This is a genomic window from Auraticoccus monumenti (genome assembly GCF_900101785.1).
GTDB lineage: Bacteria > Actinomycetota > Actinomycetes > Propionibacteriales > Propionibacteriaceae > Auraticoccus > Auraticoccus monumenti.
The window spans coordinates 1815359-1837418 of sequence record NZ_LT629688.1 but is presented as its reverse complement, the minus strand read 5'-3'; the positions used below and the strand labels follow the sequence as shown (position 1 = coordinate 1837418).

13 protein-coding genes and 3 rRNA genes are annotated in these 22060 nt (G+C 68.2%); 4 read left to right on the top strand and 12 right to left on the bottom strand.

Annotation, left to right across the window (positions count from 1 at the left end):
• The 5 genes from BLT52_RS08475 to glmS are packed head-to-tail and all read right to left on the bottom strand — an operon-like array spanning position 1 to position 6190.
• Complete coding sequence (locus tag BLT52_RS08475; RefSeq protein WP_090592366.1) at positions 1 to 1218, bottom strand: alpha/beta fold hydrolase; 1218 nt, start codon at positions 1216 to 1218, stop codon at positions 1 to 3.
• Positions 1215 to 2432 (bottom strand): alanine racemase, encoded by a 1218-nt coding sequence (gene alr, locus BLT52_RS08470; RefSeq protein WP_231946560.1) that lies wholly within the window; start codon positions 2430 to 2432, stop codon positions 1215 to 1217. The genes BLT52_RS08475 and alr overlap by 4 nt, the downstream gene beginning before the upstream one ends.
• Positions 2433 to 2454: 22 nt before the next feature.
• A complete protein-coding gene (locus BLT52_RS08465; RefSeq protein WP_090592364.1) occupies positions 2455 to 3945 on the bottom strand; it encodes a bifunctional ADP-dependent NAD(P)H-hydrate dehydratase/NAD(P)H-hydrate epimerase in 1491 nt (496 codons plus the stop codon).
• Between the two features lie 27 nt (positions 3946 to 3972).
• Positions 3973 to 4323 (bottom strand): holo-ACP synthase, encoded by a 351-nt coding sequence (locus BLT52_RS08460; protein WP_090592362.1) that lies wholly within the window; start codon positions 4321 to 4323, stop codon positions 3973 to 3975.
• A gap of 19 nt (positions 4324 to 4342) precedes the next feature.
• On the bottom strand, positions 4343 to 6190 hold the full coding sequence (gene glmS, locus BLT52_RS08455; protein WP_090592360.1) for a glutamine--fructose-6-phosphate transaminase (isomerizing): 1848 nt from the start codon (positions 6188 to 6190) through the stop codon (positions 4343 to 4345).
• 143 nt (positions 6191 to 6333) lie between these two features.
• On the opposite strand from glmS, the gene BLT52_RS08450 reads away from it, so the two are divergent.
• Positions 6334 to 7209, top strand: coding sequence for a hypothetical protein (locus BLT52_RS08450; protein ID WP_090592358.1), 876 nt, complete (start codon positions 6334 to 6336; stop codon positions 7207 to 7209).
• Positions 7210 to 7377: 168 nt separating this feature from the next.
• Here the strand turns inward: BLT52_RS08450 and rrf are convergent.
• From rrf to BLT52_RS08435, 3 genes are all read right to left on the bottom strand, one after another.
• A 5S ribosomal RNA gene (gene rrf / locus BLT52_RS08445) occupies positions 7378 to 7494 on the bottom strand.
• Positions 7495 to 7583: 89 nt separating this feature from the next.
• Positions 7584 to 10699, bottom strand: a 23S ribosomal RNA gene (locus BLT52_RS08440).
• Between the two features lie 402 nt (positions 10700 to 11101).
• Positions 11102 to 12620: ribosomal RNA gene (locus BLT52_RS08435) — 16S ribosomal RNA — on the bottom strand.
• Together the 16S, 23S and 5S rRNA genes form the textbook arrangement of a ribosomal RNA operon.
• A 548-nt stretch (positions 12621 to 13168) precedes the next feature.
• Here BLT52_RS08435 and coaA point away from each other — a divergent pair.
• On the top strand, positions 13169 to 14134 hold the full coding sequence (gene coaA / locus BLT52_RS08430) for a type I pantothenate kinase (RefSeq protein WP_090592355.1): 966 nt from the start codon (positions 13169 to 13171) through the stop codon (positions 14132 to 14134).
• Between the two features lie 15 nt (positions 14135 to 14149).
• Here coaA and BLT52_RS08425 read toward each other — a convergent pair whose 3' ends face one another.
• From BLT52_RS08425 to rplM, 4 genes are read right to left on the bottom strand one after another with little or no spacing between them, the layout of a single operon-like run.
• The gene (locus BLT52_RS08425) at positions 14150 to 15025 is read right to left on the bottom strand and encodes an LLM class flavin-dependent oxidoreductase (RefSeq protein ID WP_090592354.1); all 876 of its coding nucleotides are present in this window, start codon (positions 15023 to 15025) and stop codon (positions 14150 to 14152) included.
• Positions 15026 to 15077: 52 nt separating this feature from the next.
• Positions 15078 to 16445: a phosphoglucosamine mutase gene (gene glmM / locus BLT52_RS08420; protein WP_090592351.1), complete on the bottom strand. Its 1368-nt coding sequence runs from the start codon at positions 16443 to 16445 to the stop codon at positions 15078 to 15080.
• Between the two features lie 4 nt (positions 16446 to 16449).
• Entirely contained in the window at positions 16450 to 16968 is a 519-nt protein-coding gene (gene rpsI / locus BLT52_RS08415) for a 30S ribosomal protein S9 (RefSeq protein ID WP_090592350.1), read from the bottom strand.
• Between the two features lie 16 nt (positions 16969 to 16984).
• Complete coding sequence (gene rplM, locus BLT52_RS08410; protein WP_090592348.1) at positions 16985 to 17428, bottom strand: 50S ribosomal protein L13; 444 nt, start codon at positions 17426 to 17428, stop codon at positions 16985 to 16987.
• Positions 17429 to 17710: 282 nt separating this feature from the next.
• On the opposite strand from rplM, the gene BLT52_RS08405 reads away from it, so the two are divergent.
• Together BLT52_RS08405 and BLT52_RS08400 are read left to right on the top strand one after the other, a co-directional pair.
• The gene (locus tag BLT52_RS08405; protein WP_090592346.1) at positions 17711 to 18976 is read left to right on the top strand and encodes a citrate synthase; all 1266 of its coding nucleotides are present in this window, start codon (positions 17711 to 17713) and stop codon (positions 18974 to 18976) included.
• Between the two features lie 244 nt (positions 18977 to 19220).
• Positions 19221 to 22049, top strand: a complete 2829-nt coding sequence (locus BLT52_RS08400; protein WP_197679256.1) for an immune inhibitor A domain-containing protein — start codon at positions 19221 to 19223, stop codon at positions 22047 to 22049.
• The last annotated feature ends 11 nt before the right edge of the window (positions 22050 to 22060 follow it).

The following is a 22060-nucleotide window of genomic DNA, read 5'->3' as shown; positions in this document are numbered from 1 at the left end:
TCAGTCCCGCTCGCGGTGGTTGCGCTCCACGCGCACCAGCAGCGCGTCGAGCACCTCGTCGACCTGGACGTGGTGCTCGATCAGGGCCAGGTGGCCGGAGTTCTCCAGCACCAGGGCGTCGGCCCCGGGCAGCAGGTCGATGATCACCTCGGTGTGCTCCACCGGGGTCATCGCGTCGTCCTGGCCGCCGATCACCGCGGTCTCCACCCCGGCCAGCACCGGGAAGGCGTCCAGCTCGTCGAGCTCGGAGAAGGCCGGGTAGAAGTCGGCCACCACCTGCAGCGGGGTCTCGGCGATCATGTCCCCGACGAACTCGACGTAGTCCGGCGGCACGTCGGAGCCGAAGGCGAACTGCTTGGTGGCCACGAAGGCCAGGTCCGAGCCGGCGCGTCGGGTCCGGGCGATCACCTCCGGGACCCGGTTGAGCACGGTGAGCAGCGGGGGCACCACCCGGGAGAAGGCCCGTCCGGGGATGCCGCGGATCGGTGAGTGCTCGGCCATGTCGGCCGGGGAGGTGGAGATCAGCACCACCCCCTGCACCAGGTCGCCGAACAGCTCGGGGTGACGGCGGGCCAGGTTCATGATCGTCATGCCGCCCATGGAGTGACCGATCAGCACCACCGGGCCGGTCACGCCGGTCTGCTGCAGCACGGCGAAGAGGTCGTCCCCCAGCTGGTCGATGCGGCAGGTCTCGGCCGGTGCGGCGGGTGATCGTCCGTGGCTGCGCTGGTCGTAGAGCACCAGCCGGGCCCGCCCGCGCAGGTGCTTGCGCTGGAAGTGGAAGCAGTCGAGGCTCAGGGCGTAGCCGTGCACCAGCACCACCGTCAGCTCCGGGTACACCGCTCCGGCCCCGGGCCGGGGCTCGTGGTCGGCCAGCTCGTCGATCTCGGTGTGCAGCACCAGCCCGTCGGTGGTGGTCACCCCCGGTCCGGAGGAGCGCAGCGAGAAGAAGTCCTCCGGGCTGGACGGCCCCGAGCGCGAGGTGCGACTGACGATGCGACGCTCCAGCTCGAGCCCGGCGACCAGCCCGCCGGCGCTGAGCGCGGCCAGCCCGGCCAGCAGACCGGCGGCCCGCGTGATCCCGCCGGGCTCGCGCCGGCCGGTGGGACGCCGCGGTCCAGGCAGCCGGGAGGGCACCGTCGGGCGCGGGGGGAAGGGGGCCGGGGCCCGACGCTCGGGCGCGGAGTCGCGGGGCGGCACCGGTCGTCGGCCCCTCATGCCGGCGCACCGACGTCGACCCGGGCGCCACCGTGGTGCCGGCGCGGGACCCGGGGGCCGATCCTGGTGACGATCTCGTAGCCGATGGTGCCGCACACCTCGGCCCAGTCCTCTGCGGTCGGCGCCGGTGCGGCACCGAAGAGCACGACCTCCTCGCCCACCTGCTCGCCGGCGTCGGGACCGAGCTCGACCAGCAGCTGGTCCATGCAGACCCGGCCGCGGACCGGGACCCGTCGACCGCCCGCCCACGCCTCGGCCACCGAGCTGGCGTGTCGCGGGACCCCGTCGCCGTAGCCCAGAGGCACCAGGCCCACCACCGTGTCGGCGGGCGCGATCCAGGTGTGGCCGTAGGAGACGCCCTCCCCCGCGGCGACGGCCTTCACGGCGACCAGCTGGGCCCGTAGCGTCATCACCGGGCGCAGCGCGACGCCGACCGAGGCCGCCACCCCGGGAGCCGGGTCGATGCCGTAGGTGGCGATCCCCGCCCGGACGAGCTGGTGGCGGGCCGCCGGCAGCAGCAGCGCGCCGGCGGAGTTGGCCAGGTGGTTGGTGCGGGGGTCGAGCCCCTCGGTCCGGGCCACCTCGAGGGCGTCGCCGAAGGCCGCGAGCTGGGCCGCGACGCTGGGGTGGTCGGGGTCCTCGGCGGTGGCCAGGTGGGACCAGACGCCGACGACCTCCACCGCGCCGAAGCGCTCGCCCTCGGCGGCGGCCCCCACCACGGCGGGCCAGTCCTCCACCGGGCTGCCGTTGCGGTGCAGACCGGTGTCGATCTTGAGGTGGACCCGGGCCACCCGCTCGGTCGTGGCCGCGGCGCCCACCAGGTCGCTGACCTGCTCGACGGAGGCGGCGGAGACGTCGACGTCGGCGGCGACCAGCGGGCTGAGGTCCTCGTCGGGGCCGTACAGCCAGCACAGCAGACGGCCCTCGTCCCCGCTCTCCCGCAGGGCGAGCGCCTCCCCGGGCGTGGCCACCCCCAGCCACTCCACGCCGGCGGCCCGGGCCGCCCGGGCGCAGGCCACCAGGCCGTGGCCGTAGGCGTCGGCCTTGACCACCGCCATCAGGGCCGCCGGCGCGACGTGCGCGGCCAGCACCCGCAGGTTGGCGGCGTAGGCGTCCAGGTCGACCTCCGCCGAGGCGGTGGCCGGGTGGGTGCCCGCCGCGACCACGTCCGGGTCGGTGGTGGGGACGGCACCGCCGTCAGGGAGGACGTTCACAGGAGCCATTCTGCCCGCCCCGTCACGGCCCTCGGCGCCCAGCACGCCAGGACCCGACGCCGACCAGCTCCGACACCACCTCGGGCAGCCTCGCGGCCAGCTCCTGCGGCGGGTGCGGGCCCGGTCTCCGGGCTGCGGCCACGGCCTGCAGCGAGGCCCCGGCCGCGCCGGCCCGGGCGGCGGGGAGCCCGGCGGCCAGCAGCGCGCCGCAGATGCCGGCCAGCACGTCACCGGAGCCGGCCTGCCCGGTCCAGGCGGGCCCGGGCACGGCGACCTCGACCGGCCCCTCGCCCGGTCCGACCACGTACTGGGTGGCTCCCTTGAGCAGGACGGTGGCGCCGAGGCGCTCGGCCGCCTGGCGCGCGTGCGCCAGCGGCTCCTGCTCGACCTGGCTGCGGGGGACGTCGAGCAGCCGCGCCAGCTCCCCGGCGTGGGGGGTGAGCAGCAGCCGGTCCGGACCGAGCTCGGTGAGCCCGCGAGGACCGCGACCGGTGCCGAGGGAGGTGAGGGCGTCGGCGTCGAGGAGCAGCGCCGATCCCTCGCCCACCACCCGGTCGACCGCCTCGCGCAGACGCCGGCCGGTGTCCTCGGAGTCGCCCCACCCGGACCCGAGCACCAGCGCCTGCACCCGTCCGTCGGCGGTGACCACGTTCGGCAGGGCGGTGGTCACGACGTCCCCGGCCGGGCCGAGGTAGCGGACCATGCCCACCCCGGTGTGCACCGCCCCGGAGACGCCGAGCAGGGCCGCGCCGGGGTACCGGGTGGAGCCGGTGTCCAGCCCGACGACCCCCCGGCTGTACTTGTGGTCCAGCGGTCCGGGGACGGGCAGGGCCGCCACCAGGTCCGCGACCTCCCAGCCCAGCAGGGTCGGCCGGCCCAGCTCGATCCCGATGGGCACCACCCGGACCTCCCCGCAGCGCGAGGCCGCCGGCTCCATCAGGTGAGCCAGGCGGCGGGCGCCGAAGGTGACGGTCAGGTCGGCGGAGAAGGTGTCCCCGACCGCCCCGCCGTCGGCCACCGTTCCGGAGGGGACGTCCACGGCCAGCACGGGGGTGCTGGTGTCGCGGCAGAGGGCGGCCAGCGTGGCGACGTCGGCTGGCAGGTCACCGCGGCCGCCGAGGCCGAGCACGCCGTCGACGACCAGCCGAACGCGACCGGCCCGGAGCAGCGCCCCTGCGCCGGCGAGGTCCACCGGTCGGCCGCCGGCGGCCCGGCAGGCCGCCTCGCCCTCGGTGTGCAGCCCCCGCCCGCTGGTGCCGCAGTACCGCACCGCCGCACCACGGCGGGCCAGCCGGGCGGCGGCGTGCAGGGCGTCCCCGCCGTTGTTGCCGGGGCCGGCCAGCACCAGCACGGTGCTGCCGTAGGCCCGGCGGAGTAGACCGAGGGCCGCGGTGGCCACCCCGGCGGCGGCCCGCTGCATCAGCTCCCCGCCGGTGCCCCCACCCTCCCGGGCGGCCGCCATCGCGACCTCCTCCGCCGCGCGGACGTCATCGCCGCGGTACGCGTTGAGCACGGTGCCTCCTCCGGGTCGGGTCGGGCATCAAGCCTCGCAGACCACCATCGCCACGGCGTGACCGCCGTCGTGGGAGAGCGAGAGGTGGACGCGGGTCACCCCGAGCTCCTGCGCCCGGGCCAGCACCGTGCCCCGCATGGCGATCGAGGGGGCGCCGGCCGCGTCCTTGACCACCTCGGCGTCGTGCCAGGCCAGCCCCCCGGGTGAGGTGAGCGCCTTGGCCAGGGCCTCCTTGGCCGCGAACCGGGCGGCGCGGGACGCCAGCGAGGTGGCCGCCTCGGCCTCGGTCAGGCAGCGTCGGGTGAGGGCGGGATGGCGCCGCTCGGCCGCCTCGAACCGGGCGATCTCGCAGAGGTCCACCCCCACGCCGACGATCACCGCCGACCTCCGGACGACCTCACTCGACGGTGACCGACTTGGCCAGGTTGCGCGGCTGGTCCACGTCGTGGCCCTTGAGGGTGGCCAGCTCGCAGGCGAACACCTGCAGCGGGACGATGGCCAGCATCGGCTGGAACAGCGTGGACACCGTCGGCAGCCGGATCAGCACGTCGGAGTAGGGCTCGGCCTCGGTGTCCTCCCCCTCGGCCAGCACGATCGTGCGCGCCCCGCGGGCCCGCACCTCCTGGATGTTGGAGACGACCTTGTCGTGCAGCATGTCCCGGCCCCGCGGGGGGACGATGACGAACAGCGGCAGCCCCTCGTCGACCAGCGCGATCGGCCCGTGCTTGAGCTCGCCGGCGGCGAAGCCCTCCGCGTGGATGTAGGCCAGCTCCTTGAGCTTCAGCGCGCCCTCGAGGGCGATCGGGTAGCCGACGTGGCGGCCCAGGAAGAGCACCGACGGTGCGTCGACCAGCTCCCGGGCCAGGGCCATGGCCTGCTCGGTGGTCGTGTCCAGGACCTGCTGGATCTGGGCCGGGAGGGCCTCCAGCTCGGCCAGGACGGCGGCGATCTCGTCGCCGAACTTGGTGCCGTGCACCTGGGCCAGGTACAGCCCGAGCAGGTAGCAGGCCACCACCTGGGTCAGGAAGCCCTTGGTGGAGGCGACCGCGATCTCGGGACCGGCGTGGGTGTAGATGACGGCGTCGGACTCGCGCGGGATGGTGGAGCCGTTGGTGTTGCAGATGGCCAGCACCTTGGCCCGCTGGGCCTTGGCGTGGCGGATGGCCATCAGGGTGTCGGCGGTCTCGCCGGACTGGCTGATGGCGACCACGAGGGTCTGTGGGCTGACGATGGGGTCGCGGTAGCGGAACTCGCTGGCCAGCTCGACCTCGCAGGGGATCCGGGTCCAGTGCTCGATGGCGTACTTGGCCACCAGCCCGGCGTAGGAGGCGGTGCCGCAGGCGATGATGATGATCTTGTCGATGGAGCGCAGCTCGTCGCGGCTCAGCCGGATCTCGTCCAGCACCAGCGAGCCGTCAGGACCGAGGCGTCCGAGCAGGGTGTCGGCGACGGCCTTGGGCTGCTCGAAGATCTCCTTGCGCATGAACCAGTCGTGGCCGCCCTTCTCGGCGGCGGTGAGGTCCCACTCCACGCGGTAGCGGGTGGACGGCGCCGGGGACCCGTCGAAGTCGGTGACCTCCCAGTCGTCGGCGGTGATCACCACGACCTGGTCCTGGCCGAGCTCGACCGCCTCGCGGGTGTGCTCGATGAAGGCCGCGACGTCGGAGGCGACGAAGTTCTCCCCCTCACCCAGCCCCACCACCAGCGGCGAGTTGCGTCGGGCGGCGACCACGGTGCCGGGCTGCTGGGCGTCCAGGGCCACCAGGGTGAAGGCCCCCTCCAGCCGGCGGCACGCGCCTCGCATGGCCTCCACCAGCGTGGCCCCCTGATCGAGCTCGGCGGCGAGCAGGTGCGCCACCACCTCGGTGTCGGTCTGCGAGGTCAGCACCACACCCGCGGCCTCGAGCTCCCGGCGCAGGGGCAGGAAGTTCTCGATGATGCCGTTGTGGATCACCGAGACCCGTCCGGAGGTGGAGGTGTGGGGGTGGGCGTTGACGTCGTTGGGGGCACCGTGGGTGGCCCACCGGGTGTGCCCGATGGCCGTGCCGCTGGTCGGCATCGGGTTGGCTTCGATCTCGCGCTCGAGGTTGACCAGCTTGCCCGCCTTCTTGGCCACGACCAGCTGTCCGTCGGCAGCCACCGCCACGCCAGCGGAGTCGTAGCCCCGGTACTCCATCCGCTTCAGCCCGCCGAGGACGACCCCTGAGGCCTGCTGGGGACCGACGTAACCCACGATTCCGCACATGGGCTCCACCCTAGGGGTGCTGGAGGAGGATCCCGCGCTGTGACGCCGGGTGGCCCGGGCAGACGCTACTGTCCCGGCACCGGCCGTCCGCACGCGGCAGCGGACGACCGGACGGGTCCTGCTGCCGCGCGGACGGGGGGGCGATGTCGGCGGTGACCTTCGCCTCCGTCCTGGCCGGCGCGGTGGAGCGCAGCGGTACGTCGCTGACCCGGCTGCACGCACAGCTACGAGCCCGGGGAGCGCGCATCAGCCTGTCCACCCTCAGCCACTGGCGCTCCGGCCACCGGTTGCCGGACCCGGTCACCTCCCAGGAGGTGCTGCCCGCGCTGGAGGAGCTGCTGGAGCTGCCGTCCGGCCATCTCCGCCGTGCCCTGCAGCCCCGCCGACGCGTGCTGCCGCTCTCCGCCCCGGCCGACCTCGCCCACACGATGACCGCCGGCCCCCTGGTGCAGGAGGCGCTCGACGAGCTGGGGATGGAGGACTGGGCCAACGGTCTGCAGACGGTCAGCGCGCACTCCACCATGGACGTCGACGCCGACGGCCGGCCCAGCACCATGATCATGAGGTCGCTGGACCGGGCCACCCGGACCGGGATCGACCGCCGGGCGCTGGTCATCTTCTTCGAGCAGCCGATGGTGCGCCGCCCCAGGTTGAGGTTGCTGGCGGGAGCCCACGAAGGGCGGCTGGTCTCGGCCCCGGAGCACGGGTTCTTCGTCACCGAGCTCCTCTTCACCCGGCCGCTGCTGGTGGGTGAGACGGTCCTGACCGAGCACCAGTACGAGCTGCCGCCCGACCTCGAGCTGCCCGGACGCTTCTCGGTGCTCCGGGTGCGCCCGTCGGCGGAGCTCGTGCTCTGGGTCCGTTTCCACCCCGACGCGGTGCCGGCCCGCTGCGAGACGGTGGTGGAGTCCGACACCGACACCCGGGTGACCCCCCTCGACCTGCGCGGGGCGAGCTCGGCGCACCTGCGGCTCCAGGACTTCGGGCCGGGCAAGGCGATGATCCGATGGAGCTCCTGAGGTTCGCCCAGGCCCTGCCACAGGGCGTGCACCTACGTCCACCGGCGCTGCTGGCGCCAGGCTGGTACATCGTCAGTGGCACCGCGAACTGGCCCAGAACGCACGAATCCCCTGGACAGGGTCCCCTCCGAAGAAGGGCCCCCGTCCAGGGGAATCCGTACATTGTTTGTCCGGCGGCGTCCTAGTCTCCCACACACTCCCGTGTGCAGTACCATCGGCGCTGAAGGGCTTAACTTCCGGGTTCGGAATGGGACCGGGTGTTTCCCCTTCGCCATGGCCACCGAAACTCTATGGAGATGTCAACAAACCCCATATGTCGGGTTGTGTTGATGTCTCGAGAGACCTCACAGTGGACGCAAACATCGAATGCAGTGTCAGACAAGCCCTCGGCCTATTAGTATCGGTCAGCTCCACACATTGCTGTGCTTCCACATCCGACCTATCACCCGGTGGTCTGCCGGGGGCCTTACCAGATTATTCTGTGGGAGCCCTCATCTTGAAGCGTGCTTCCCGCTTAGATGCTTTCAGCGGTTATCACTTCCCGACGTAGCCAACCAGCCGTGCCCTTGGCAGGACAACTGGCACACCAGAGGTCAGTCCGTCCCGGTCCTCTCGTACTAAGGACAGCTCTTCTCAAGACTCCTACGCGCGCAGCGGATAGGGACCGAACTGTCTCACGACGTTCTGAACCCAGCTCGCGTGCCGCTTTAATGGGCGAACAGCCCAACCCTTGGGACCGACTCCAGCCCCAGGATGCGACGAGCCGACATCGAGGTGCCAAACCATGCCGTCGCTATGGACGCTCGGGCAAGATCAGCCTGTTATCCCCGGGGTACCTTTTATCCGTTGAGTGACGGCGCTTCCACATGCCACCGTCAGATCACTAGTCCCGACTTTCGTCCCTGCTCGAGATGTCTCTCTCACAGTCAAGCTCCCTTGTGCACTTACACTCAACACCTGATTGCCAACCAGGCTGAGGGAACCTTTGGGCGCCTCCGTTACCTTTTAGGAGGCGACCGCCCCAGTCAAACTACCCATCAGGCACTGTCCCTGATCCAGATAATGGACCTAGGTTAGATATCCAGAACAGCCAGAGTGGTATTTCAACGATGACTCCACAACCACTGGCGTGGCCGCTTCACAGTCTCCCACCTATCCTACACAAGCTGTACCGAACACCAATACCAAACTATAGTAAAGGTCCCGGGGTCTTTCCGTCCTGCTGCGCGTAACGAGCATCTTTACTCGTAGTGCAATTTCGCCGAGTTCGTGGTTGAGACAGCGCCCAAGTCGTTACTCCATTCGTGCAGGTCGGAACTTACCCGACAAGGAATTTCGCTACCTTAGGATGGTTATAGTTACCACCGCCGTTTACTGGGGCTTAAGTTCACCGCTTCGCCTTGCGGCTAACAGTTCCCCTTAACCTTCCAGCACCGGGCAGGAGTCAGTCCGTATACATCGTCTTTCGACTTAGCACGGACCTGTGTTTTTGGTAAACAGTCGCTTGGGCCTGGTCTCTGCGACCCTCGACGCTTCCCTCCGAAAAGGAGGTAACGCCTCAGGTCCCCCTTATCCCGAAGTTACGGGGGCATTTTGCCGAGTTCCTTAACCACGATTATCTCGATCGCCTTGGTATTCTCTACCTAACCACCTGTGTCGGTTTGGGGTACGGGCGGCTCACAACTCGCTCACGAAGCTTTTCTTGGCAGCATAGGATCACCCACTCCACCGCTGATGCGGCAGAGCCATCATGTCTCAGGCTGTATGAGGTGCGGATTTGCCTACACCTCGCCCTACGCACTTAGCCCGGGACTACCATCGCCCGGGATGGGCTACCTTCCTGCGTCCCTCCGCAGCTTGCCTACTACACGATCGGGTCGAAGAGTCACCGGTGGTTCACCCGAAGGATCCCCACCAGCTTCCGTTCTTAGCATCACGCGCCTCGGCACGGTCGTTGTTTCGCCGGCGACGGGAATATCAACCCGTTGTCCATCGACTACGCCTGTCGGCCTCGCCTTAGGTCCCGGCTCACCCAGGGCAGATTAGCTTGACCCTGGAACCCTTGGTTATTCGGCGGACGGGTTTCTCACCCGTCATTCGCTACTCATGCCTGCATTCTCACTCGTGTGCTCTCCACCCCTGGGTCACCCCGAGGCTTCTTCGTACACACGACGCTCCCCTACCCATCCACACACCTGGATCCGAAGACCAAGTAAATATATGAATGCCACAGCTTCGGCGGATAACTTGAGCCCCGCTAAATTGTCGGCGCAGAATCACTTGACCAGTGAGCTATTACGCACTCTTTCAAGGGTGGCTGCTTCCAAGCCAACCTCCTGGTTGTCTGCGCAACTCCACATCCTTTTCCACTTAGTTATCGCTTAGGGGCCTTAGCTGGTGATCTGGGCTGTTTCCCTCTCGACTATGAAGCTTATCCCCCACAGTCTCACTGCCGCGCTCTCACTTACCGGCATTCGGAGTTTGGCTAATTTCGGTAAGCTGTTGGGCCCCCTAGACTATCCAGTGCTCTACCTCCGGCAAGAAACACACGACGCTGCACCTAAATGCATTTCGGGGAGAACCAGCTATCACGGAGTTTGATTGGCCTTTCACCCCTATCCACAGCTCATCCCCCAGGTTTTCAACCCTGGTGGGTTCGGTCCTCCACGACGTCTTACCGTCGCTTCAACCTGGCCATGGATAGATCACTCCGCTTCGGGTCTAGAGCGCGCGACTCAATCGCCCTGTTCGGACTCGCTTTCGCTACGGCTTCCCCACACGGGTTAACCTCGCCACGCACCACTAACTCGCAGGCTCATTCTTCAAAAGGCACGCCGTCACCTCACCCTTGCGGGCTCAGCTCCGACGGATTGTAGGCAATCGGTTTCAGGTACTATTTCACTCCCCTCCCGGGGTACTTTTCACCTTTCCCTCACGGTACTTGTCCGCTATCGGTCACCAAGGAGTATTTAGGCTTAGCGGGTGGTCCCGCCAGATTCACACGGGATTTCAGGGGTCCCGTGCTACTTGGGGTGACGTCTGAGAGTGGTCGTCTTACGTCTACGGGGGTATTACCCTCTATGCCGTACCTTCCCAGAGTACTTCGACTTCATCGACCATTTCTTACTCTCTGACCAGTCAACAGCCCGGTCCAGACGGCCCCACAACACCGCACGTGCAACGCCTGTCAGCTCTCACACACATACGGTTTGGCCTGTTCCGCGTTCGCTCGCCACTACTGACGGAATCACTTTTGTTTTCTCTTCCTGCGGGTACTGAGATGTTTCACTTCCCCGCGTTCCCTCCAACTACCCTATATATTCAGGTAGAGGTCGCCGGACATGACTCCGGTTTCTTTCGAGGTTTCCCTATTCGGAGATCCCCGGATCGGTGCTCGTTTACCAGCTCCCCGGGGCTTATCGCAGGTTCCCACGTCCTTCATCGGCTCTTGGTGCCTAGGCATCCACCGATTGCCCTTAGTAGCTTGTCATTAACACTACAAAGATGCTCGCGTCCACTGTGAAGTTCTCAACACACCAGCAGCAACCCCCACCCTCCCACCAACCGGTGAAAGAAGTTCAGAGCCTGCAAGAAGGTCACCCGCACCCCCACCCCGACAAGACCGAAGTCCTCCCAGGGTGAAAACAGTGCAGCTGAATCCCTCAGGACCCAACAGCGTGCTTGCCACCCGATCTCCCTCTGTCCACCACCCTCCACACCCTCACGCCGAAACGCATCAGGTAGTACTAGCAGTGAGCAGAGCTCAACCAGGCTCACAGGTCATTGTTCCACTATCCAGAGCCACGAGCGCGGGAACGAACGCCCCACCAACTCGTGAATGAGCAACCAAGCGCCGGCTTCCACCAGACACCAGCTGCTGCAAGCTCCTTAGAAAGGAGGTGATCCAGCCGCACCTTCCGGTACGGCTACCTTGTTACGACTTAGTCCTAATCACCAGTCCCACCTTCGACGGCTCCCCCCTCAAGAGGTTGGGCCACCGGCTTCGGGTGTTACCGACTTTCATGACTTGACGGGCGGTGTGTACAAGGCCCGGGAACGTATTCACCGCAGCGTTGCTGATCTGCGATTACTAGCGACTCCGACTTCATGGGGTCGAGTTGCAGACCCCAATCCGAACTGAGACAGGCTTTTTCGGATTCGCTCGACCTTGCGGTTTTGCAGCCGTTTGTACCTGCCATTGTAGCATGCGTGAAGCCCTGGACTTAAGGGGCATGATGACTTGACCTCATCCCCACCTTCCTCCGAGTTGACCCCGGCAGTCTCCTATGAGTCCCCACCATGACGTGCTGGCAACATAGGACGAGGGTTGCGCTCGTTGCGGGACTTAACCCAACATCTCACGACACGAGCTGACGACAGCCATGCACCACCTGTATACCGACCTTGCGGGGGCTACATCTCTGCAGCTTTCCGGCATATGTCAAACCCAGGTAAGGTTCTTCGCGTTGCATCGAATTAATCCGCATGCTCCGCCGCTTGTGCGGGCCCCCGTCAATTCCTTTGAGTTTTAGCCTTGCGGCCGTACTCCCCAGGCGGGGCACTTAATGCGTTAGCTACGGCACGGAGAACGTGGAATGTCCCCCACACCTAGTGCCCACCGTTTACGGCGTGGACTACCAGGGTATCTAAGCCTGTTTGCTCCCCACGCTTTCGCTCCTCAGCGTCAGGAAAGGTCCAGAGAACCGCCTTCGCCACCGGTGTTCCTCCTGATATCTGAGCATTCCACCGCTCCACCAGGAATTCCGTTCTCCCCTACCTTCCTCAAGTCTGCCCGTATCGGAAGCAGGCTCAGGGTTAAGCCCTGAGTTTTCACTTCCGACGTGACAGACCGCCTACGAGCTCTTTACGCCCAATAATTCCGGACAACGCTCGCACCCTACGTATCACCGCGGCTGCTGGCACGTAGTTGGCCGGTGCTTCTTCTCTCACTACCGTCACTTGCGCTTCGTCATGAGTGAAAGCGGTTTACAACCCGAAGGCCGTCATCCCGCACGCGGCGTTGCTGCATCAGGCTTCCGCCCATTGTGCAATATTCCCCACTGCTGCCTCCCGTAGGAGTCTGGGCCGTATCTCAGTCCCAGTGTGGCCGGTCGCCCTCTCAGGCCGGCTACCCGTCGAAGCCTTGGTGAGCCGTTACCTCACCAACAAGCTGATAGGCCGCGAGCCCATCCCTGACCGCAAAAGCTTTCAACCCCCCACCATGCAGAAGGAGGTGATATCCGGTATTAGCAGCAGTTTCCTACTGTTATCCCAAAGTCAGAGGCAGGTTGCTCACGTGTTACTCACCCGTTCGCCACTCGTGTACCCCCGAAGGGGCCTTACCGTTCGACTTGCATGTGTTAAGCACGCCGCCAGCGTTCGTCCTGAGCCAGGATCAAACTCTCCATTGAAGTTACCGACACCCGAAAGCGCCGTCCTTACAACACGAGTCCAACCACTGACAGAACCATAACTGGTCCAATCAACAATCAATCTCAAAGAAACCATCCCCAACCACACCCCAAAAGGATGAGCCAGGAGACGGAGACATAACCAAATTGGCAATGACCTACAAGCACACTGTTGAGTTCTCAAGAATCCGCCACACACCTCGCCCGACCTCACAGCCGAACTTGGGGCAACCCGGTCAAACTTACCCGTCCCCCGCTCCCGAGTCAAACCCGGTTCCGAGCTCCGCCACCACCCCACGAGGTCCAGTCCTGTGAGCCGTCTACTCGACGGACCCAGCCCTGAGGCCTTGATCGTTGTGGTGGTCGCCTGGCGGTTCCCGGCCCCTGGACCTCGCGGTCCGGGCCAGTCCCCTGCACTGGCGACTCGGAGAACATTACGCGCGGATGTCCAGGAGCGCAAATCGGGACGTCCCGGGTGCAGACAGCCGGCTGCGGCGCCCGTCCCGCGGGCGGGCCGAGGTCCGTGGGACGTCCGTCCGGTGGGCACAATGGCGGCCATGTCACTGGACAGCAGCGGTGAGACCAACGGTCCCTACGTCGAGCGGGACCGCGAGGCCTGGGCCGAGCTGGCCGCCTCCACACCCATGACCCTGGACGAGGAGACGCTGTCGCGGCTGCGCGGCATGAACGACCCCACCAGCCTGCAGGAGGTGATCGAGGTCTACCTCCCCCTGACCCGGCTGATGAGCGAGTACTTCCGGCACTTCGGCGACCTCTACCGCTCCACCAACGACTTCCTGCGGCTGTCCGTGGGGCGCACGCCGTTCGTGATCGGCGTCGCCGGCTCGGTGGCGGTCGGCAAGTCGACCACGGCGCGCCTGCTCAAGGAGCTGCTGTCGCGGTGGCCGCACCACCCCCACGTCGAGCTCCTCACCACCGACGGGTTCCTGTTCCCCAACGCCGAGCTCGAGCGCCGGGGCGCCCTGCACCGCAAGGGGTTCCCGGAGTCCTACGACCGGCGGGCGCTGCTGCGCTTCGTGATGGACGTCAAGAGCGGCAAGCCCTCCGTCACCGCACCCGTCTACAGCCACCTCAGCTACGACATCGTCCCCGACCGCCGGATCGTGGTGAACCAGCCCGACATCCTGATCGTCGAGGGGCTCAACGTGCTGCAGCCGGCCAGGCAGCGCGCCGACGGGACCACCAGCCTGGCGGTCAGCGACTTCTTCGACTTCTCCGTCTACGTCGACGCCTCCACCGAGGACATCAGGACCTGGTTCCTGCAGCGCTTCTCCACCCTGCGCGACACGGCCTTCCGCGACCCCGGCTCGTACTTCCGTCGCTTCGCGGCCATGAGCCAGGACGAGGCCCTGGCCTACGCCGGCAACATCTGGGACACCATCAACGGCCCCAACCTGGTGACCAACATCCTCCCCACCCGGGGACGGGCCACCGCGATCATGCGCAAGGGCACCAACCACGACGTCCGCTGGGTGCGGATCCGCAAGGTGTGACCCCCCCCGAGGGACTCAGGCGTCGCGCCACTGGGGCAGCAGCGCCGCCACGGACTCCAGGGTGTCCCGGGAGCCGGCGTAGACGCCGCTGCGCCGTGGCCAGTGCGTGACCAGGTCGGTGAAGCCGAGCCCCGCCGCACGCTCGACCATCCCGGTGAAGGTGTCGACGTCGGCCAGCGCGTAGCGCGAGGAGCCGTCCAGGCTCAGGTAGCGACGCAGCTCGCAGCCGGTCTCCTCCTGCAGCCGGTCCATCCGGCGGGACAGGTCGCTGAGCGAGTCCCACCAGTCCTCGTCCTCGGTCCCCGGGCCGCCGGTGGTGACCCAGCCCGAGTCCGGCTGCCCGGAGCCGAAGCGCACCGCGAGCCGCTGCGAGCGAGGGCCGTTGGCGGCCACCACCAGGGGCACGTCGACGGCCGTCGTCGGCAGGGTGCGTGCGTCCACGGTGGTGAAGTACTCCCCCGTGTGGTCGACGTGGTCGCGGGTCAGCAGCTCGCTGAGCAGCGTGGTGAACTCCACCAGCCGGTCCACCCGCCGCCCGGGGGGCAGCGGAGCAGACCCGAGGACCCGGTCGTCGGGTGATCCGCCGGCGCCGAGCCCGAGCAGCAGACGCCCCTCGGAGACGTCGTGCAGGCTCAGCACCTCCCGCACGAAGGCCGCCGGGTGGCGGAAGTTCGGCGACACGACGAAGGTGCCCAGCCTGATCCGCGACGTCACCAGCGCCGCCGCGGTGAGCGTGGGCACGGTGCCGTACCAGGGGACGTCGGGCAGCCCGCCCCAGCTCAGGTGGTCGTAGGTCCAGGCGTGGTCGAAGCCGAGCTCCTCGGCTCCGCGCCACAGCGGCTCTGCCTCGGCCCACGGGTGCTCAGGGAGGATCGTGATGCCGAAGCGCATGGCTCGACGCTAGCGGGGCGCGAGGTCCCGGTGACCGGCAGGGTCTCCCGCTTCAGCGGAGACGGAGGCGAACCACCTCGGCCAGGGACTGCGCGACCTGCTGGGCCCGCTCGAAGCTCTCCGCCTCCACCATGACGCGGACCAGCGCCTCGGTGCCCGATGGTCGCAGCAGCACGCGGCCGCTGTCCCCCAGCTGCTCCGAGGCCTGGGCGACGGCGGCCAGCAGCTCCTCGTCCGAGGACGCCCGGGAGCGGTCCACGTCGTTGACGTTGACGAGCACCTGCGGGAGCCGGGTCATCACGGCGGCGAGCTCGGAGAGCGGACGTCCGCTGGTGACCATCCGCGCCATCAGGTGCAGGGCGGTGAGGGCACCGTCCCCGGTGGTGGCGTACTGGGAGAGCACCACGTGACCGGACTGCTCGCCGCCGAGCGCGAACCCACCGGCGCTCATGGCCTCGAGCACGTAGCGGTCGCCGACCTTGGTCTGCAGCACGTGGATGTCGTGCTCGCGCATGGCGTTGACGAAGCCGAGGTTGCTCATCACGGTGGCCACCACGGTGTCCCCGGTGAGGGTTCCGGCCTCCTTCATGCCCACGGCCAGCACCGCCAGGATCTGGTCGCCGTCCACCAGCGTGCCGTCGGCGTCGACCGCCAGGCAGCGGTCGGCGTCCCCGTCCAGGGCGATGCCCAGGTCGGCGCCGTGCTCGACCACGGCCGCCCGGAGGTCGTCCATGTGGGTGGAGCCGCAGTCCTGGTTGATGTTGACGCCGTCGGGCTCGGCGTGGATGGCCACCACGGTGGCCCCCTGGGTCTCGAAGGCGGCCACGGCCGTCATCGAGGCCGCGCCGTTGGCGCAGTCGACCACCACGGTGATCCCCTCGAGGCTGACCGCGGCCCCGTCGCCGTCGGGCCCGTTGAGGCTGCCCACCAGGTGGGCGACGTAGCCCTCGATCAGGGCACCGTCGTCGCTGACGCGTCCCACGCCGGCTCCGGTCGGCCGCTGCCAGGGCTCACGGAGGCGGGCCTCGATCGCGTCCTCGATGCGGTCGTCGAGCTTCACGCCACCGCGGGCGAAGAACTTGATGCCGTTGTCGGGCATCGGGTTGTGGCTGGCGGAGATCATCACGCCGAGCTCGGCGGCGGAGTGCCCGACCAGCCAGGCCACACCCGGGGTGGGCACCACGCCGAGCCGGACCACGTCCACGCCCGCGCTGGCCAGCCCGGCCACGACCGCGGCCTCCAGGAACTCACCGGAGGCCCGCGGGTCCCGGCCGACCAACGCGCGAGGTCGCGCCCGATCGAACTCCCCCGCCTCGCCCAGCACGTGGGCGGCGGCGACGGAGAGATCGAGCGCGACCTCGGCAGTCAGGTCCTGGTTGGCCCGACCCCGGACACCATCGGTGCCGAAGAGTCGACCCACGTGATCAGCGCTTGCTGTACTGGGGCGCCTTGCGGGCCTTCTTCAGACCGGCCTTCTTGCGCTCCTTGATCCGCGCGTCGCGGGTCAGCATCCCGGCCTTCTTCAGGGCGGGACGGCTGGCCTCGGCGTCCACGGCGTTCAGCGCGCGGGCCACACCGAGACGCAGGGCGCCGGCCTGACCGGTCACGCCACCACCGTGCAGGCGGGCGATGACGTCGTAGGACCCGTCGACACCGGCGGTGCCGAAGGGCTCGGAGACGATCTGCTGGTGCACCTTGTTGGGGAAGTAGTTCTCCAGGGTGCGGCCGTTGATCGTCCACTGGCCGGAGCCGGGGACGATCCGCACGCGGGCGATCGCCTCCTTGCGGCGGCCGGTGGCGCCGGCGGGGGCCACCACGGCGGCGCGGCCGGTGGAGGCGGCCTGCTGGCCGGCCCCCGTGCCGGTCTCCGACCGGTAGGCGATCTCACGGTCGCCCTCGGCGAACGGCGTCGACTCGACGGTCTCTTCTACGGTCTCGGTCATCGGGTTCCTCGCGTGCTCACTGGGCGATCTGGGTGATCTGGTACTCGGCCGGCTGCTGGGCCTTGTGCGGGTGCTCCGGGCCGGCGTAGACCTTGAGCTTGCTGAGCTGCCGACGGCTCAGCTTGTTCTTGGGCAGCATGCCCCAGACCGCCAGCTCGACGGCCTTGCGCGGGTCGTTCTTGAGGAGCTCGCCGTAGGGCACGGCGCGCAGACCGCCGGGACGACCGGAGTGGCGGTAGGCCATCTTGTCGGTGGCCTTGTTGCCGGTCAGGGCGATCTTGGAGGCGTTCACCACCACGACGAAGTCACCGCCGTCGACGTGCGGGGCGTACGTCGCCTTGTGCTTGCCGCGCAGCAGGGTGGCGGCCGAGACGGCCAGGCGACCCAGCACGATGTCTTCGGCATCGATGACATGCCATTCCCTGGTCACCTCACCAGGCTTCGGGCTGTACGTAGACACGCTCGTGGACCATCTTCCGTAGTGTTTGCCGCCGGTACTTCGACCAGCGTCGTGAACTGACATGTGTGGCTCTCACGCCGAGTGCCGGCTCTCCCGGGCCACGATTCCGGGGACGGATCCCTGGTCGCAGCACCGCGGTGGGCACACCTCAGCGCAACAGCGGCTCAGACTACTCCGAGCCCACCCAGGGGTCAAAACGACCTCGGTGCCGCGGGGAGCGACCTCCCGCGTGCGCGCGCCCCGCGATTCGCCCGCCCCCCAGGCACCCCCTATCTTGACCCCATGACCGACTCACTCACGATTCGCGACAACCGGACTGGTGAAGAGCACGAGATCGAGATCGTCGACGGCACCATCCGCGCGGCCGATCTGAAGAAGGTGGGCGGTCTCGCCACCTACGACCCCGGGTTCGTCAACACCGCCTCCTGCCGCAGCGCCGTCACCTTCATCGACGGCGACGAGGGCATCCTCGAGTACCGCGGCTACCCCATCGAGCAGCTGGCCGAGCACTCGACCTTCCTCGAGGTCTCCTACCTCCTGCTCAACGGTGAGCTCCCGACCTCCGACCAGCTCGGGCAGTGGACCCACGACGTGACGCACCACACGTTCCTGCACGAGAACATCAAGGGCCTGATGACGGGGTTCCGCTACGACGCGCACCCGATGGGCATGCTGATGTCCTCGGTCAGCGCGCTGAGCACCTTCTACCCCGACGCCAGCGACATCGCCGACCCGGCGAACCGCTACCTGCAGACCACCCGGATGATCGCCAAGATGCCGACCATCGGGGCCTTCGCCTACCGGCACAGCCAGGGCAAGCCGTACGTCTACCCCGACAACGAGCTGTCCTACTGCGCGAACTTCCTCTCCATGCTCTTCAAGATGAGCGAGCCGACCTACGCCGCCGACGAGCGGCTGGTCAAGGCGCTGGAGGTGCTGTTCATCCTGCACGCCGACCACGAGCAGAACTGCTCGACGAACGCGGTCCGCTCGGTGGGCTCCTCCCAGGTCGACCCCTACTCCGCGGTGGCCGCGGGCATCGGGGCCCTCTACGGCCCGCTGCACGGGGGCGCCAACGAGGCCGTGCTGAAGATGCTGCGGCGCATCGGCAGCACCGACAACATCCCGGGCTTCATCGCCGGGGTGAAGGAGGGCAAGGAGAAGCTGATGGGCTTCGGGCACCGGGTCTACAAGAACTACGACCCGCGCGCGAAGATCATCAAGAAGGCCTGCGACGACGTCTTCGAGGTCACCGGGATCAACCCGCTGCTCGAGATCGCCCTGGAGCTGGAGAAGATCGCGCTGGAGGACGAGTACTTCGTCTCCCGCAAGCTCTACCCCAACGTGGACTTCTACTCCGGGCTGATCTACGAGGCGCTGCAGTTCCCGCCGGAGATGTTCACCGTGCTCTTCGCCATCGGCCGGACCCCCGGCTGGCTGGCCCAGTGGCAGGAGCTGGTGGTGGACAAGGAGCAGAAGATCGCCCGTCCCAAGCAGATCTACACCGGTCACCGCACCCGCGACTTCGTGCCGATGGGGCAGCGCTGACCTCTCGGCTCCCGCCGGGCCCCACGAGGGGCAGACCTCCGGGTCTGCCCCTCGTGGCGTCTCCGGACCCTCCGGACCGACCGGACCCCAGGTCACAGTTTGGTAACGTCACCGGTGCAGGTCTCGCCACCACCCCTCGACGCGCACAGGATCAGGGGACGAGACCACACCCCCTCGCGCCGGCTCCGGCCGCCGTCGTCCGTGCGACACCCCCCGCACCGCGTCACAGGAAGAAGGCATCACCGTGCCCCAGTCCTCACCCACCCGGTCGCGAGCCGCAGCGCTGCGGCGCACCGGGACCCCCCTGGTCGTGGGGCTCTCCGCCCTGGCCCTGCTCGCCGGCGGCTCGCTGGCCTCGCTGCCCGGGGGCACCGCCGCCGCGGACCCCGCCGAGGTGAACCCGTACGGGCCGTCGGACGCCTACATCAACTACGCCGCACCGCAGTTCGAGGCGGCGGTGGGTGAGGACGTCCAGGTCGGGGAGGCCGAGCGGGTGGTGGCCGAGGCGAAGGCCTACGGCTACAAGCACGCCGAGGGCAACCCCCGGGCCGCGGAGGCGCTGGCCAAGGCCGAGCAGAAGGCGGTCAGGACGGGCCGGAACCCGCGGGAGTTCAAGAAGGCGCCGGCCACCCAGGAGGCCCGGCTGCTGACCCTGCTGGTGGAGTACGACGAGGACGTCAGCTACGACTGGTCGGGCGTGATGGTCCCCCGCAGCGTGAACGGCGACCGCACCTGCGTGCCCGCCGCCGACGTCCCCTCCGGCCCGCTGCACAACAACATCCCGGACCCCGCCGACTGGGCCGAGGGTGAGGACAACAACTCCTTCTGGGTCGAGGACTTCTCCTCCGAGCACTACAACAAGATGCTCTACACCGACGAGGGCATCACCGAGCGCGTCCGCCCCGACCTGACCGGTCCGGACGGGGAGCCCGGCATCGACATCTCCGGCTACACGATGAAGGCGATGTACGAGGAGATGTCCAAGGGCGCCTACACGGTGGACGGCGAGGCCTCGCCCTGGATCACGCTGGACAACTCCGAGGCGTACTACGCCGCCGACACCTGCCAGCTGGTGACCGACGACGAGGGCAACCAGACCTGGGAGGCCGGCCGGGTCCAGGACATGGACGGCTACCCCGGCAGCGGCGGCCCGCAGCAGATGGCCCTGGACGCCGTCACCAAGCTCCACGAGATGGACCCCGACTTCCCCTGGGCCGACTACGACGTCGAGGACCAGGGTGACGTCGACGGCGACGGCGACCTGTACGAGCCCGACGGCGTCGTCGACCACCTGGTGCTGGTGCACGCCGGCGAGGACAAGTCCGGGGGCGGCGGCACCGAGGGCACCTACGCCATCTGGGCGCACAGCTCCGCACTGGCCACCGCACCGGAGATCGGCGACACCGGGATCCGGATCAGCAACTACATCGTCCAGCCCGAGGACTCCGGCGTCGGCGTCTTCGCCCACGAGTACGGCCACGACCTCGGTCTGCCCGACCTCTACGACGTGACCAGCGGCGGTGACTCCGACGTCGACTTCTGGGACCTGATGAGCTCCGGCAGCCACGCCGGCCCGATCTTCCAGAGCATGCCCACCCACATGGGGCTCTGGGACAAGTGGGTGCTCGGCTGGGTCGACCCGCTCGAGTTCAACCCCGGCGACCGGCGCCGCACCGTCCAGGTCGGCCAGACCTCCCGCACCCCCCGGGGCAGCGAGGACGGCCTGATCATCAACCTGCCGAACAAGGTGCAGGACCTGGGCGACCCGCACAGCGGCGAGAACATGTGGTGGAGCGGCCAGGACGGCGACTGGGCCGACTTCACCCTGACCCGCAGCATCGACGTCCCCGCCACCGACCCCAAGTTCTGGATGTGGAACGACTACGTCATCGAGGAGGACTGGGACTTCGGCTTCGTCGAGGTCTCCACCGACGGTGGCGCGACCTGGGTCGAGCAGAAGGTCTTCGACGACGCCGGGAACGAGGTCACCACCCCCGAGGGCTACCCGGACCCGAACGGCAACCTGGCCGGGTTCGGCGGCAAGAAGTACGGGCTCACCGGCTCCTCCGAGGGCTGGCGCCACGACTACATCGACCTCTCCGCCTTCGCCGGCCAGAGCATCCAGGTCCGGCTCCGCCAGGCCACCGACGCGGCGTTCCTCGAGCGCGGCTGGTTCGCCGACGACTTCTCGGTCACCTCCGGCAGCCAGATCGTCTGGAGCGACGACGTCGAGGGCGGCACCAACGGCTGGACCACCGCCGTCGGCAGCTGGGTGGCCGGCAGCGCGCCCGGCACCGGCTGGACCATCACCACCGGTGAGCGCGAGCAGGCGCAGTACTACCTCGCGGAGTGGCGCAACTACGACGGCTTCGACGAGGGCCTGAAGTACGCCTACGACACCACCTACGCCAGCAACGGGCCGTGGAAGGTCGAGAAGATCGCCTACAACGCCCCCGGCCTGCTGGTCTGGTACCGCGACACCACCTACGGCGACGCCAACCCGGTGCTGGCCACCACCAACGACGCCCCCAGCGTCGGCAGCAAGGGTGGTCTGCTGATCGTGGACAGCCACTTCGACCCGCTGCGGCGCTCCGGCGAGGCCGCGGTGAAGGACACCTCGACGCTGGACAACCTGCCCTCGCGGGCGCAGTCGTCCAACGCCGCCTTCGGTGCCGCGACCAGGCCCTTCACGGAGTGCCTGGCCGAGCTGCCGGGCGAGGCCTGGACCAACGAGTACTGCACCTCCTTCGGCTCGCTGCCGGCGGTCAGCACCTTCGACGACTCCAAGGGCTGGTACCCGGGCATCGAGGTCCGTGGCAGCAGCCTCTTCTACCGCGACGTGGACGCCTCGACGGTCATCCCCAACGGGGGGAACGAGCCGTACCCGGTCCGCGTGGTCGACGCCGAGGGCAACCCGCTGACCGAGCTGTACGGCGAGGACGTCGGGCTGTCGGTGCCGCTGGGTGACGGGAACCCGAACGACCCCTACGGCGTGAAGCTGACCGTGGGCAAGACCCGGGCCGGCAACTCGATCGCCCAGGTCGTCGTCCAGCCGCCGAAGGCCGACGGCTGATCCCGACGCAG